The sequence below is a fragment of the Minwuia sp. IMCC3009 genome, from assembly GCF_029909415.1.
In the GTDB taxonomy this organism is placed as follows: domain Bacteria; phylum Pseudomonadota; class Alphaproteobacteria; order Minwuiales; family Minwuiaceae; genus Minwuia.
Genome location: NZ_CP123781.1, coordinates 778975 through 792679 on the forward strand (window position 1 = coordinate 778975; position 13705 = coordinate 792679).

Here is a 13705-nt window from a genome sequence, read left to right on the forward strand (position 1 = left end):
CTCCGCTCGTCATTGTTCAGCCAGTTCCAGGGCCGGTTTACACGGTTCGGGGGCTGACGCAAACTGATCGAATCATGACCGATTACCATCGCTGGACTGCTGTGGAGGCGGTGCGTCGCCTGCGGAACGGCGATGTCACGCCCCTGGAACTGATCGACGCTGCGGCGGCGCGCATCGCGGCCGTGGAGCCATCCGTCAATGCGCTGCCGACACTCTGTCTTGACCGTGCGCGGGAGCGCGCGCTGAACCTGCCGCGTCCCGTTGGCGACGATCCCGGCCACCTGTTCGGGCTGCCCGTCGTCATCAAGGACCTGACGGCGGTGGCAGGGGTGCGCACGACCTTCGGGTCTTCTGTCTTCACCGACCATGTGCCGCAGGCCAGTGACATGCTGGTCACCCGGCTGGAGGATCGGGCCGCGTCGATCATCGCCAAGTCGAACACGCCCGAGTTCGGGGCGGGTGCCCAGACCTTCAACGATGTCTTCGGCATCACGCGCAATCCCTGGAACACGGCACTGACGCCCGGTGGCTCATCGGGCGGATCGGCGGTGGCGGTCACGACGGGGGAAGCCTGGCTGGCCCATGGTGGCGATCTGGGCGGGTCGCTGCGCATTCCGGCAAGCTTCTGTGGCTGTGTCGGTCTGCGCCCCAGTCCGGGGCGGGTGCCGCGCGGACCGGTGCCGCTGCCCTTCAACCCGAACTGGGTCGACGGGCCGATTGCACGCACTGTCGGGGATGTTGCGCTGTTCCTCGATGCCCTGGGAGGTATCCATGACCGTGACCCGATTTCGCTTCCGCGCCCGTCGCGCAGTTTCCAGTCCGCCCTTGGCAGTGTCCGGCCCCCGCGCCGTATCGCGTTCTCCATGGATCTCGGGGCATCCCCCGTCCACCCGGCAGTTCGCTCAGGAATCCAGGCCGCACTGAAGGTCTTCGCGGACATGGGCACGGAGATCGTGCCGCTGGACATGGAATTCGCCGACGCAGAGCCCATGTTCCAGACAGTGCGGGCGGCGCAGTTTGCAGGTGACCACGCCGAGACGCTTGCCCGGCACCGCGAGAAGCTGAAGCCGGAAGTGGTCTGGAACATCGAGAAGGGCATGGCACTGACAGCGGACGACATCGGTCAGGCAGAACGGGCGCGGGGTGACCTCTACCAGCGGTTCGTGCGGCAGTTCGACACTGTGGACCTGATCGTCCTGCCGACCGTGAACACACCGCCTTTCCCCGTGGAGGTGCGGTATCTGGAGGAACTGGATGGGCAGACGTTCGACAGTTATGTCTCCTGGCTGCTGATGACATTCGCCATCAGCCTGACGACCTGTCCCGCGATCTCGGTTCCCTGCGGCTTCACCGACGACGGACTGCCGCTTGGACTTCAGCTTGTGGCGGGTCCCAGGGATGAGGCAAACCTGCTCGGCATGGCGCGCCACTTCGAAGATGCCGCCGGCCTGCGTGACCGTCTGCCGATTGATCCGATTGTGAGGCACTGATGCTTGGAACCATCATTTCCGGCGGCCTGAAGGGGCTGACCCAGATCCTGGCCGACCCGGCATTGCGCCGCATCTTCTGGCGGACGCTGCTGCTGGCGCTCGTCGCCTATGCGATCGCGGGCGGCCTGGCCTGGCTGGTTGTCGACTACTTCCTCAATTTCGATGTTTCCTGGCTTCCGGACTTCGTCGTGAGCTGGCTGCGGGGATTCCTGGAGGCCAGCGTCATGCTGGGCGTGATCGGGCTGATGTGGGCGATCTTTCCGGCGGTCTTCACCGGGCTGTCCTCCATCTTCCTTGATGAGGCCGCGCTGGCGGTGGAGAAGCGCCACTATCCGATGGACGCACCGGGGACGGAACCTGCCTTCTGGCCGTCGATGCGGCGGACACTGCAGTTCACGCTGCTGGTGGTCTTCATCAATATCCTGCTGATGCCGCTCTATCTGGTCGGCCTGTTTCTGCCGCCGCTGAACCTGATCCTCTACTACGGCGTGAACGGTTACTTCCTGGGGCGGGAATATTTCGAGCTGGTGGGGTACCGGCACCTGGACGAGGGCGCGGTCTTCACCACACGCAGACGCAACGGCACCGTGTGCATGCTTGCGGGCGCCCTGATCGCGTTCGCGCTCACAATTCCGTTTCTCAACCTGCTCGTACCGGTAGCGGCTGCGGCGATGATGGTGCATGTTTACAAGGAATTGGGTCGTCGGGGGCGAATCGTCACTGCTCGGGACAGCACGCCTGTCCGCTGATGCAGGGACTGAAGAACAGGGAATGCTGTGTTCAGGAACCGCAACGAGACGCCGGAGAGATCCGGTGACGAAAAGGCCGATACCGGGTTGCCGAAGCGTGAGGACAATCGGGGCGGCTTTCGCGCCGATCATCGCGCGGTCAGTACCCGTCCGGCCCCGAGTTCATTCACGGCCGTCAGTCAGGAGCATGACAAGGTGAATGCCGAACCCAAGAAACTTGTCGTCGGTCGCGAGATTCGCATGAAGGGCGAGATCGGCAATTGTGAACATGTCCTCGTTCATGGCTTCGCCGAGGCGGCACTGACGGATTGCAAGGCCTTCGAGGTGTCGCAGAGCGGCATCCTGAAGGGCAGTGCCGAGGTTCAGTCGGCCGAGATCAGTGGACGTTTCGAGGGTGCGCTGACTGTGCGCGGACGGCTGCATATCCGGGCCGGCGGGCGTGTCAGCGGCGAGATCTCCTATGCCGAGATCGAGATCGAGCCCGGTGGCAGGCTGGATGGACAGATCCGCTCCATCGAACCGCAGCTTGTGCAGTCCCGGCAGGCAGCGGGGTGACCTGCCCGTGCTGAGGTTTCTCGCCGCTGCCCTGATGGCGGGTTCGCTCGCGGGCTGTGCGGAACTGGGAGCGCTGTCGGGTGAGGCGCCCGGGCCGGTGGATTCGCCGGCGGCGGTCTCCGGTGCGTCGGGCAGCCTTAACGTAGCCCCCCAGTCGGCGGTCACCGCCGCGCCGCGGCGTCAGGCCGTGACCTTCATTGGTGCAAGCCGCCGGGATCTGGTCGCATGGCTGGGGCAGCCGGATCTGGAGCTGAGTGAGGAGCAGGGCAGTCTGCTGCAGTTCCGGCGCGGCCAGTGTGTCGCGCTGGCGATGGTCGGGGCAGGCGATGCCGTGAAGGCGATCGAGGTCTCCGGAGTCGTTTCCCGGGCGGATCGGGACTGCGCCAACCGGCAACTGGCGAAGGTCTCCGTGCAGTAGATTCTGCGTTGGTCAAAAAAGCGGCATATTTCGACAGTCGGTTTTTGTATGACTGAATTTTAGGCAATTTTCTGCCTGACAATTGAGCGGTTTCACCGTCCCAATTCATTAACATGCTGAAAACGCACGATTTCGTGAGTCATCTCGATTCCGGCACAGGGCTTGAAAACCACAGGTCCTGAGGGGTGCCCGTTGGCATCCAGTAACTGTCCAGAAGAGGTTGGCGCATGAAACTCGTCATGGCTGTCATCAAGCCATTCAAGCTCGACGAGGTCCGGGAGGCATTGACGTCGCTCGGTATCGACGGGCTCACCGCGACTGAGGTCAAGGGGTACGGTCGTCAGAAGGGGCATACGGAAATCTATCGTGGCGCGGAATACGCCGTGAGTTTCCTGCCGAAGGTGAAGATCGAAGTAGTCATCAATTCCGACATGGCCGAGCGCGCCGTCGAGGCGATCAGGCAGGCCGCAGGAACCGGCCAGATCGGCGACGGCAAGATCTTCGTCATCGATGTCGCGAACGCAATGCGGATCCGCACGGGTGAAACCGATGCGGATGCGCTTTGAGCAAGAGGGGACCACACACATGAATTCCGGAAAACGAGCCCTGCTGGCCGGACTTGGGGCGGCGGTGCCGCTTGGCCTGCTGGCATCGCCCGCTCTCGCTGAGGTAAGCGACGAGTCCGCCTATATCTTCAACACGCTGTCCTTCCTGATGTGCGGCTTCCTCGTCATGTTCATGGCGGCGGGTTTCGCGATGCTGGAAAGCGGCATGGTGCGTTCCAAGAACGTTGCCACCATCTGCGTGAAGAACATTGCGCTCTACTCCATCGCCGGCCTGATGTTCTGGCTGATCGGCTACGACCTGATGTACGGCATCGACGAAGGTGGCTTCATCGGCAGCTTCTCGCTGTTCTGGGCCGCCGATGACAGTGCTGCACTGGCCGAGGCTGCTGACTTCAGCGGTGGCTATTCCGCGTCATCCGACTGGTTCTTCCAGATGGTGTTCGTCGCGACTGCCGCGTCGATCGTTTCCGGCACGGTGGCGGAGCGCGTGAAGCTCTGGCCGTTCCTGATCTTCGTCGCTGTCCTGACCGCAGTCATCTACCCGATCCAGGGTTCCTGGGAGTGGGGCGCTGGCTGGCTGGATGCCCAGTATGGCTTCTCCGATTTCGCCGGCTCCACGCTGGTGCATTCGACCGGTGGCTGGGCCGCCCTGATGGGTGCACTGATCATCGGTGCGCGCAAGGGCAAGTACACGGCGGACGGCAAGGTCAATCCGATGCCGGGTTCCTCGATGCCGCTGGCGACGCTGGGTGTGTTCATCCTGTGGCTGGGCTGGTTCGGCTTCAATGGTGGTTCTCAGCTCGCTCTGGGTTCCGCGGCTGATGCCATCGCCATCTCGAACATCTTCGTGAACACCAATGTGGCTGCCGCCGCTGGCGTGGTCGCGGCGATGATCGCAAGCCAGCTGCTGTTCAAGAAGGTCGATCTGACCATGGCCCTGAACGGTGCCATCGGTGGCCTGGTGTCCATCACCGCCGAGCCGCTGGCGCCGAGCATCGGTGCTGCCGTGCTGATCGGTGCCGTTGGTGGTGTCCTGGTCGTGGTCGCCGTGCCGCTGCTCGACAAGCTGAAGATCGACGATGTCGTGGGTGCGATCCCTGCCCATCTGGTCTGCGGCATCTGGGGCACCCTGGCGGTTCCGATCACCAACTCTGACGCCAGCTTCGGCGGTCAGATCGTCGGCATCATCGCCATCGGCCTGTTCGTCTCCATCACCAGTGCCATCGTCTGGATGATCCTGAAGGTCACCGTTGGTGTCCGGGCATCTGAAGAGGATGAGGAACTGGGTCTGGACCGTGCCGAGCTTGGAATGGAGGCCTATCCCGAGTTTGGTCGCGGTTCGCAGTTTGGTTGATTGAACCACGACCGGCTCTGACCAGAGCAAGAGCGCCCCCTCCCCCTCTCCCTCGGAGGGTGCGCTGAACTGAAAGCCCGGCAGCCTCGGCTGTCGGGCTTATTTTTTGCGCAAATGCCTATTCGATCTGCAAGAAATTGCCAATAAATTAGGCACTTGACCAGCATCGTAATGTTGGCCCTGATAAGTATTTGAAATTATTGTCTTCCTATGATTTGCCTAATTGGCATGCAGTTTGATCATCCAGGCTCAAGCTGTCAGATGCCCGAAGAGGCATCATTTTTTTTTGGGAGGGAACCGTCATGGAGTCTGTCCAGTCGGGGTTGGATGTCTTTTTCGTGCTCATGGGCGCGATCCTGGTGTTCGCGATGCATTCGGGATTCGCGTTTCTGGAAGTCGGAACAGTCCGGCACAAGAACCAGGTCAATGCGCTGGTCAAGATCCTGGTCGATTTCGCGATCTCGACCGTGGCCTACTTCTTCATCGGCTATTCGGTGGCCTATGGCGTCGATTTCCTGATGAGCGCCTCGGCCCTGACCGGCGATGTCGAGAATGCCGTCTTCTCCAAGTCCGGCTTCGATCTGGTCAAGTTCTTCTTCCTGCTCACCTTCGCCGCCGCGATCCCCGCGATCATCTCCGGCGGTATCGCCGAACGCGCGAAGTTCTGGCCACAGGCCATGGCCACCGCCGTGATCGTCGGTGTGGTCTATCCGCTGTACGAAGGCATGGTCTGGGGCAGCACCTTCGGCTACCAGGACTGGATCTCGGAGAGCTTCGGCGCACCGTTCAATGACTTCGCCGGTTCGATCGTCGTGCATGCGGTTGGCGGCTGGATCGCGCTGGCTGCGGTCGTCCTGCTTGGCGTACGCAAGGGCCGCTACCGCAAGGATGGCTCGCCCGCCGGTATCCCGCCGTCGTCCATTCCCTTCCTGGCGCTGGGATCGTGGCTGCTGTGCATTGGCTGGTTCGGCTTCAACGTGATGAGCGCGCAGTCCGTGGAGGGGGTCAACGGCCTCGTCGCGATGAACTCCCTGCTCGCCATGGCCGGCGGTATCCTCACGGCCCTGATCGCGGGTCGCAATGACCCGGGCTTCGTGCACAACGGTGCCCTCGCGGGGCTGGTCGCGGTCTGTGCCGGGTCCAACGTGATGCACCCGGTCGGGTCATTCGTTGTCGGCGGCGTGGCGGGTGCCCTGTTCGTGCTCATGTTCCAGCTCTGCCACAATCGCTGGAAGATCGATGATGTGCTGGGTGTCTGGCCGCTGCATGGTCTCTGTGGCCTCTGGGGCGGCATTGCCTGCGGCATCTTCGGGACCGAGGCGATGGGCGGCCTGGGCGGCGTCACCTTCATGTCGCAGCTTGTCGGCAGCCTGATCGGTGCTGCCTATGCCCTTGTTGCCGGGTTCATCGTCTATGGCGTGCTGAAGGCCGTGATGGGCATCCGGCTGGGTGAGGAGGAAGAGTTCAACGGTGCTGACCTCACCATCCACAAGATCCGGGCAAATCCGGAGTCCGATCTGAACTGATGGGGCCTGCCGCCACGCCCGGACGCTCAGCGTTCGGGCGGGCTGTAGGTCACCAGTACCGGCTGCCAGGCGAAGGGCGGTGTGGCTGACGGATCAATCGTCACCATGACCGCCCCGACATCCGGCGCACCGGGCACTTCCAGTCGCCAGATGTTGTTGACCGGCTTGTCGTCGCGGTCACGGATCGGGCGGTCGGTGCGGTAGGTGTGGGTGTCGCCGTGGATCAGCAGCACCGGGCCGCCAAAGCGGCGCGCGCCCCTGACCAGCGCGTCGAGCGTGTCGTCGAAGCCTTCGTCGCCCCGGACGCCCTGTCCGAGACCCGGATTCGCGTGGATCGCGATGACCAGGGCCGGAGCCTTGCCGCTGATCGCCTGTTCAAAGGCCCGGTCGATCCAGGCGACGTTCGCCTCGTTCCGTTCCCTGAACAGCTTCTTCGGTCCGACCTCGCCCTTGCGCCCGTTGGCCGAGCCGACGACATGCACGGTGGCGAACGGAATGACGCCTTCCGTCCAGAAACCGTTCTCCACCATGGCCGGATCGTGCCCCGCGTCGGTCTGGCGCAGATAGTCACGCGGCATGCGTCCGAAACTCTTCGGTTCCGCAAAGAACAACTGGCGGAGTCGCGCCAGCCGCTCATGCGGTTCGTAGGCTCCAGCCTTCCTGCGATGGCAATCGGTCCACTCGTTGTCACCGGGTGTGTAGAACAGCGGTGCCTGGAAATTGTCGAAGTGGCGACGGACGTTCAGGAAGGTCGCGTCATCGCAGGGCGACGATCCCGACTTGATGTCGCCCACATGGATGGAGAAGGCGGGCTTCATCCCGTTGATGCGGTCGATCAGCTGCGCGAACAGTTCGTCGTCCTGCGGCATCAGGTAGGGCGTGTCACCCATGGCGGCGAAGCTGAAGCCCGGCGGGTCCTCTGCGACCGCCGGTGCGGCGAGGGCGGCACAGAGGGCAAGTGCGATTGCAGCGCTTCGGAACATGATCAGCCTCCGGTCGGGCAGGGTTGGGTGCATGGCGCATCCCGACCCTGCCACAGGATCATGACATGCGCATTGCCTCCGCTTCCAACGGCGGCCTGGCATTCCGGCTCTCGTCCGCCTCTGATGCGGACATCGTGGCCTGAAGACCGGAGAGCGCGTCAGCGACGGCCGTCAGGTCCGGCTGGTCGGGCTGCGTCAGGAACTCCGACAGGAAACCGTTGCGCCTCAGGAAGTCCCGCAGGTAACCGGTACGGTCGATGACCTGATCCAGCAGGTCCGGGAACGCCGTGGCCGCCTGCATGTAGGCGGCCTGCGCGGCGGTGGCATCCGCGATCTCCTGCAGCCGGACCAGCGGCGACGTGGGTTTCGGCCTGATCCGTTCTCCATCCACTTCGAACGGCGGCACATAGTAGGGCGATCCCACCATGGCCGGACTGCTGAGGATGGAGAGCACGCGATTGGCCAGCGGAAAGTCGAGTTCCGTCAGCAGGCGCAGGGACATGGGCAGTTCCACCGCCTCGAACTCCTGCTGGCGGACGTCGATCTCGAAGGCCGTCCGGCCACTGGCATTGCTTGGGGGCAGGCCCGGACCCATGATCGCCTCCCGGATGCTGCGCTGCAGGTTCTCCAGCACGATCTGGCTGACATCGAACCGCCCCGGCGCATCCAGCGGGGTCAGCCCCTGTGACCCCACCGCCTTCGGGATGATCGCACCCGGCACAAGCTGGATATTGGCCGGGTTCAGCACCCCGTCGTCTTCCGCCTGCCAGATCCCGGTGACGGCGATGGAGGCATTCTTCAGGATCAGTTCGACCACCTTGTTGGCTGTCTTGATGTCCGCCAGCGCGTTCAGCACCGGACCGCGCCCCATCCACTCGCCGGGTGCCTTGTCGGTGCGGAACGCGATCACGGGGGACGCCGCGAAGGGACGCTTCAGCAACAGGTTCTCCCCTGCAGCGCCGGGCTGTGCCACGCACCAGACCTCATAGACGGCCGGTTCGCCGGGATCGTCAGCCAGAATGGCCTCGATCACCTCGATCTCCGTATCCGGCTGCTTCTCCGCGATCATGGCCAGCTCTGCCGGCAGGATGGCGTCGGGCCAGCGGGTGCGGATACGGCGTGCGGGCAGGGACAACTGGCGAAAGATCGTTGCCAGCATGCCGTCCCGGCCTTCCTCCGGTGTCAGTTCCTGGGCCGGTACGGCCTCGAACCGGAGCGGACGGTTCAGCGAACCCGCATGGACCATCAGGGCACCGGTGGAGATCAGGGCGTCGCCCAGGGCCGGATCGATCTCGATGTGGAAGTTGGACGCCTCTATGGCGCCATGGAACTTCTCGCGCACCTCGGCCGCATAGAGGTCGAAGGCGCGGCGGGCTTCCTCGTCATGCATCAGCGAATCCGGGGCTTCGAAATCCATCCAGGACTTGAAGGGCGGGAACAGCTGACCGTGCAGGCGCGCCTTTCGCCAGTGCAGGGCCTGGACTGCCGTATTGTCGAAGACCTCCCGGTCCTTTCTCTGGCCGACCATGCCGCCGCGTCGTGCCGCATGGTTCGGCAGGGCAAATGCATAGGCGTCGTCGAGCAACTGGTCCCAGCCCTGACGCCGCGCTGCGGCGCGGGAAAAGCGCTGCAGCGTCTCCGACTGGTAACGGTCGTCACCTGAATGTTTCATGGGTGGAAATTCCTCTGTCTGTTGCAACCAGGAAAGGATAGATGGCCGAAACGAACAGAGTTGCGTCTGCAGGCGAAGAATCCGGTGCAGGCACTCGACCTGATCGGAGACGGCGCTAGACTGCGGGAACAGGGTCAGGAAGACAGGGGAACGGGCGATGGGACTGATCGACGACGTGCGCAAGCGGCTTCAGGCGGACATGACCGACTGGCGACGTGACATACACAAGCATCCCGAGACGGCGTTCGAGGAGCACAGGACAGCCGACAAGGTCGCCGGTCTGCTCGAATCCTGGGGACTGGATGTGCACCGCGGTCTGGCCACCACCGGTGTCGTGGGCACGCTGAAGGCCGGAACCGGCAACCGGGCCATCGGCCTGCGTGCCGACATGGATGCGCTGGACCTGACCGAGCTGAACAGCTTTGACCACAAGAGCGTTCATGACGGGAAGATGCATGCCTGCGGCCATGACGGTCATACGACCATGCTGCTCGGTGCCGCGCGCTACCTGGCGGAGAACCCGAACTTCGACGGCACGGTGCAGTTCATCTTCCAGCCTGCGGAGGAGAACCTGGCCGGCGGTCGGGTGATGGTGCAGGAAGGCCTGTTCGAGAAGTTTCCGGTCGAAGCGGTCTATGGCATGCACAACTGGCCCGGGCTGCCGGTCGGCAGCTTCGCGGTCTGCACCGGCCCGATGATGGCGTCCGCCGACTTCTTCGAGCTGAAGCTGACCGGTCGCGGCGGCCATGGCGCATTTCCGCACCTGGCCAAGGATCCGATCGTCGCCGCGGCGCACGTCATCACCGCCTGGCAGACCATCGTCAGCCGGGATACGGATCCGATGAAGGCCGCGGTGATCAGTGCCTGCGAGATCAATTCGGGCTTCACCGGCAATGTCATTCCCGAGACCGCAGTGGTCCGGGGCACGACGCGCACCTTCAACGAAGGTGTCCAGGACATGATCGAGATGCGGATGCGTGAAGTCGCTGACGGCATCGCGCAGGCCTTCGGCATGCAGGCGGAGTTCACCTACGACCGTCGCTATGCCCCCACGGTGAACACGCCGGAGGAAACGGGCTTTGCCGTCGCCGCAGCGCATGAGGTCGTCGGCGCGGAGAACGTCAATGACAAGCTGGTTCCTGTCATGGGTGCGGAGGACTTCGGCTGGATGTTGCGCGAGCGTCCCGGGTGCTACATGTTCGTCGGCAATGGCGAAGGCGAAGGCGGCGGCTGCGAGGTTCACAACCCCAACTACGACTTCAATGACGAGGCCCTGCCGGTCGGGGCGGCCTATTGGGTCAAGCTGGTGGAGATGCAGTTGCCCGCAGCCGAGGGGTGAATTGTGGTCGCGGACAATCAGCCCTGAATGGTGCGATTCTTGCTTCCTCACTGATGTGTGAGCAGGATCACGGTCTATTTGTCACGAAATGACCACAGTTGCGATCAGGTCCTGTGAGCCGTGTCACAGGTGCCGGTGCAGAACGCAACTCGGTGCACGAACTGGAACCAGACAGGCGAGGACCACAAGGTGAGTTTCAAGGTCAAATTCTGGGGCGTACGCGGCAGCATTGCCACGCCCGGACCGCGGTATGTGTCTTTCGGCGGCAATACAAGCTGCATCGAGGTTTCATGCGCCGGCCAGCGTCTGATCTTCGACGCGGGGACAGGTATCCGGAATCTCGGGCACTGGCTGACGAAGAAGAACGTGCACAACGCCCATCTGCTGCTGTCCCATACCCACTGGGATCACATCAATGGTTTCCCCTTCTTCTCGCCGGCCTTCAAGAAGGACAACCACTTCACCATCATGGCGGGGCACCTGGCACCGGAAACCGGTGGCATCCGCGAGGTGCTGGCGTCCCAGATGAACCAGCCGACGTTCCCGGTCCCGATCGACATCATGCAGGCGCAGTTGAGTTTCGAGGATTTCACCGCCGGTGATGTCCTGAACCTCGGACCCGACGTCCGTGTGACCACGACACCGCTGAACCACCCTGACGGTGCCACAGGCTATCGCGTGGACCACAACGGCCATGCCTTCTGCTACGTGACGGATACGGAGCATGTGCCGGGCAAGCCGGACGAGCGCATCCTGGCCCTGATCGAGGGCGCGGACATCGTCGTCTACGACTGCACCTACAACGACAAGGAATTCGCGTCGAAGGTCGGTTGGGGCCACTCCACCTGGCAGGAAGGCATGCGCCTCTGTCAGGCCGCGAACGTCCGCCAGCACGTCATCTTCCACCACGACCCGGACCATGAGGACATCTACATGGAACGGCTGGAGGAAGATGCCCGCTACGAATGGATCGGCAACACGGTCGCGCGGGAGAACATGCGGCTGCGCGTGGGGTGATCCAGGGCTAGGCGCCCAGGTTCACTTCCTGTGCTGCATCCGCCATGTAGATCGAACTCTTCGGCTTTTCGAAGACCCGGTGCACCATCGGCCGGAAGTCATCCAGCCTCATTGACTCATAGGCCGGATCGAAGGCGGGCGCGTCGTAGCGTTCGCAGAAGATCGCTGTCTTCTCGAAGTCCGCGTGGCCCCGGAACTGTTCGCGCATGTCCCTGTCCAGGCCCAGATGGTGGAAGAAGTAATAGCCCTGGAAGATGCCGTGCTTCGCCACCATCCAGTGGATCGAGTCGGACACGAACGGGCGCAGCACCGTCGCCGCCATGTCGGCGTGATTGTACGAACACAGCAGGTCGCCGATGTCGTGCAGCAGCGCGGCGACGACATATTCCTCGTCCTCGCCTGCCCTGTGGGCACGGGTTGCCGTCTGCAGGCTGTGCTCCAGCCGGTCCACCTGGAACCCGCCATAGTCGCCGCCCAGCAGTTCCAGATGCGCCAGCAGGCGATCCGGCAGACCGGCGCTGAACGGCTTGTAGTGACTGCCGATGATCTTCCAGTCCTCGGCGGTGCCATCAGCCATGTTGGTGAAGCGTGCGCTGTCTGCCATTGGTTCGTTCCCACCCCGTTGCGTTGACCCGGTCTGCAGTGTCCAGTATCTCCGGTGCGGTGGCCTTCGGGCAAGGCGCATCGACGGGGGAGGAACAGATGACCGGGTTGACCGAGGACCAGATTGCGTTTCAGGACGCCGCGCGCAGCTTCGCGCAGGCGGAGATGGAAGCCCATGCCGCGCAGTGGGACGAGGAGAAGATCTTCCCCGAGGACACGCTGCGCCAGGCCGCCGCGCTCGGCTTTGCCGGCATCTATGTCGATCCCGCGCATGGCGGATCGGGTCTCACCCGCGTCGATGCCGCCGTGATCTTCGAGGAACTGGCGGCGGGCTGTACCTCCACGGCCGCCTATATCTCCATCCACAACATGGCGAGCTGGATGATCGACCGCTTCGGTGATGATGCGGTGCGGGCGAAGTTCCTGCCGAAGCTCTGCTCGATGGAATGGTTCGCCAGCTACTGCCTGACGGAACCGGGTGCAGGTTCCGACGCCGCCAGCCTGAAGACGAAGGCGGTGCGCGACGGGGACCATTACGTGCTGAACGGCGCCAAGGCCTTCATCTCCGGCGGCGGGCGCTCCGACGTCTATGTCACCATGGTGCGGACCGGGGACGACGGGCCGAAGGGCGTCACCTGCATCGCGGTGGAGAAGGATACGCCCGGCCTCAGCTTCGGCGCGCAGGAACGCAAGATGGGCTGGAACTCCCAGCCCACCGCGATGGTCATGTTCGACGATTGCCGGGTGCCGGTGTCGAACCGCATCGGCGACGAAGGACAGGGCTTCAGCATCGCCATGGCCGGTCTGGACGGTGGACGCATCAATATCGGCGCCTGCTCCATCGGCGCCGCCCGCGCCTCGCTGGAGCGCACCATTGCCTACGTCAAGGACCGCAAGCAGTTCGGCCAGGCCATCGCCGGGTTCCAGAATACCCAGTTCAAGCTGGCCGACATGGCGACGGAACTGGAGGCGGCGCGGATGATGATCCACGGCGCGGCGGCGAAGCTGGATGCCGGTGCTGCGGACAAGACCGTCGCCTGCGCCATGGCCAAGCGCTTCGCCACCGACACCGGCTTCAACGTCTGCAACGACGCGCTGCAGCTGCACGGCGGCTACGGCTACCTGCGCGACCATCCGATCGAACGCTACATGCGCGACTGCCGCGTTCATCAGATCCTGGAAGGCACCAACGAGATCATGCGCGTGGTGATCAGCCGCCAGTTGCTGAAGGACTGAGGCCCGGACTGTTCAGCGAGTCAGCGCCGCGTCCGTGAGCGCCGTGCCTATGTGAATGAGCAGAAGTGTCTTCTTCATCGCTCCCACCCCACCGACGTCGTGCCCGGGCTTGACCCGGGTACCCATGGTGCCGCACCGGCGTCCGAGACTGGGCTCGCGGATCAGGTCCGCGAGCGGCGTGAGAGGCGGAGGAGCAG

At 63.6% G+C, this 13705-nt stretch carries 13 protein-coding genes; 10 read left to right on the forward strand and 3 right to left on the reverse strand.

The features are described 5' to 3' along the window. Window positions 1-74: 74 nt before the first annotated feature. From QGV55_RS03595 to QGV55_RS03625, 7 genes are all read left to right on the forward strand, one after another. Window positions 75-1490, forward strand: a complete 1416-nt coding sequence (locus QGV55_RS03595) for an amidase family protein (protein ID WP_281018227.1) — start codon at window positions 75-77, stop codon at window positions 1488-1490. Continuing rightward, window positions 1490-2239, forward strand: a complete 750-nt coding sequence (locus tag QGV55_RS03600) for an EI24 domain-containing protein (RefSeq protein WP_281018226.1) — start codon at window positions 1490-1492, stop codon at window positions 2237-2239. Before QGV55_RS03595 ends, QGV55_RS03600 begins: the two co-directional genes overlap by 1 nt. Window positions 2240-2266: 27 nt before the next feature. After that, window positions 2267-2794, forward strand: a complete 528-nt coding sequence (locus QGV55_RS03605; RefSeq protein ID WP_281018225.1) for a polymer-forming cytoskeletal protein — start codon at window positions 2267-2269, stop codon at window positions 2792-2794. Between the two features lie 7 nt (window positions 2795-2801). Further along, window positions 2802-3212: a hypothetical protein gene (locus tag QGV55_RS03610; protein WP_281018224.1), complete on the forward strand. Its 411-nt coding sequence runs from the start codon at window positions 2802-2804 to the stop codon at window positions 3210-3212. Between the two features lie 227 nt (window positions 3213-3439). After that, window positions 3440-3778, forward strand: a complete 339-nt coding sequence (locus tag QGV55_RS03615; protein ID WP_281018223.1) for a P-II family nitrogen regulator — start codon at window positions 3440-3442, stop codon at window positions 3776-3778. A gap of 19 nt (window positions 3779-3797) precedes the next feature. Next, on the forward strand, window positions 3798-5132 hold the full coding sequence (gene amt, locus QGV55_RS03620; RefSeq protein WP_281018222.1) for an ammonium transporter: 1335 nt from the start codon (window positions 3798-3800) through the stop codon (window positions 5130-5132). A gap of 302 nt (window positions 5133-5434) precedes the next feature. Further along, window positions 5435-6658, forward strand: a complete 1224-nt coding sequence (locus QGV55_RS03625; protein ID WP_281018221.1) for an ammonium transporter — start codon at window positions 5435-5437, stop codon at window positions 6656-6658. Between the two features lie 26 nt (window positions 6659-6684). Here the strand turns inward: QGV55_RS03625 and QGV55_RS03630 are convergent, their stop codons facing one another. Further along, window positions 6685-7641, reverse strand: coding sequence for a hypothetical protein (locus tag QGV55_RS03630; RefSeq protein WP_281018220.1), 957 nt, complete (start codon window positions 7639-7641; stop codon window positions 6685-6687). A 58-nt stretch (window positions 7642-7699) separates the two neighbouring features. Continuing rightward, complete coding sequence (locus QGV55_RS03635; protein ID WP_281018219.1) at window positions 7700-9313, reverse strand: portal protein; 1614 nt, start codon at window positions 9311-9313, stop codon at window positions 7700-7702. 157 nt (window positions 9314-9470) lie between these two features. Between QGV55_RS03635 and QGV55_RS03640 the strand changes: the two genes are divergently transcribed. Both QGV55_RS03640 and QGV55_RS03645 read left to right on the forward strand, forming a co-directional pair. Beyond that, complete coding sequence (locus QGV55_RS03640; protein WP_281018218.1) at window positions 9471-10652, forward strand: M20 aminoacylase family protein; 1182 nt, start codon at window positions 9471-9473, stop codon at window positions 10650-10652. 189 nt (window positions 10653-10841) lie between these two features. Further along, the gene (locus QGV55_RS03645) at window positions 10842-11669 is read left to right on the forward strand and encodes an MBL fold metallo-hydrolase (protein ID WP_281018217.1); all 828 of its coding nucleotides are present in this window, start codon (window positions 10842-10844) and stop codon (window positions 11667-11669) included. 7 nt (window positions 11670-11676) lie between these two features. On the opposite strand, the gene QGV55_RS03650 is transcribed toward QGV55_RS03645, so the two are convergent. Continuing rightward, on the reverse strand, window positions 11677-12273 hold the full coding sequence (locus tag QGV55_RS03650) for an HD domain-containing protein (RefSeq protein ID WP_281018216.1): 597 nt from the start codon (window positions 12271-12273) through the stop codon (window positions 11677-11679). A gap of 98 nt (window positions 12274-12371) precedes the next feature. On the opposite strand from QGV55_RS03650, the gene QGV55_RS03655 reads away from it, so the two are divergent. Beyond that, complete coding sequence (locus tag QGV55_RS03655) at window positions 12372-13508, forward strand: acyl-CoA dehydrogenase family protein (protein WP_281018215.1); 1137 nt, start codon at window positions 12372-12374, stop codon at window positions 13506-13508. Window positions 13509-13705 lie beyond the last annotated feature (197 nt).

Coding starts and splice junctions, on each gene's coding strand:
- QGV55_RS03595 (WP_281018227.1), top strand. CDS start 75: ATGACCGATTACCATCGCTGGACTGCTGTGGAGGCGGTGCGTCGCCTG.
- QGV55_RS03600 (WP_281018226.1), top strand. CDS start 1,490: ATGCTTGGAACCATCATTTCCGGCGGCCTGAAGGGGCTGACCCAGATC.
- QGV55_RS03615 (WP_281018223.1), top strand. CDS start 3,440: ATGAAACTCGTCATGGCTGTCATCAAGCCATTCAAGCTCGACGAGGTC.
- amt (WP_281018222.1), top strand. CDS start 3,798: ATGAATTCCGGAAAACGAGCCCTGCTGGCCGGACTTGGGGCGGCGGTG.
- QGV55_RS03625 (WP_281018221.1), top strand. CDS start 5,435: ATGGAGTCTGTCCAGTCGGGGTTGGATGTCTTTTTCGTGCTCATGGGC.
- QGV55_RS03630 (WP_281018220.1), bottom strand. CDS start 7,641: ATGTTCCGAAGCGCTGCAATCGCACTTGCCCTCTGTGCCGCCCTCGCC.
- QGV55_RS03635 (WP_281018219.1), bottom strand. CDS start 9,313: ATGAAACATTCAGGTGACGACCGTTACCAGTCGGAGACGCTGCAGCGC.
- QGV55_RS03640 (WP_281018218.1), top strand. CDS start 9,471: ATGGGACTGATCGACGACGTGCGCAAGCGGCTTCAGGCGGACATGACC.
- QGV55_RS03650 (WP_281018216.1), bottom strand. CDS start 12,273: ATGGCAGACAGCGCACGCTTCACCAACATGGCTGATGGCACCGCCGAG.
- QGV55_RS03655 (WP_281018215.1), top strand. CDS start 12,372: ATGACCGGGTTGACCGAGGACCAGATTGCGTTTCAGGACGCCGCGCGC.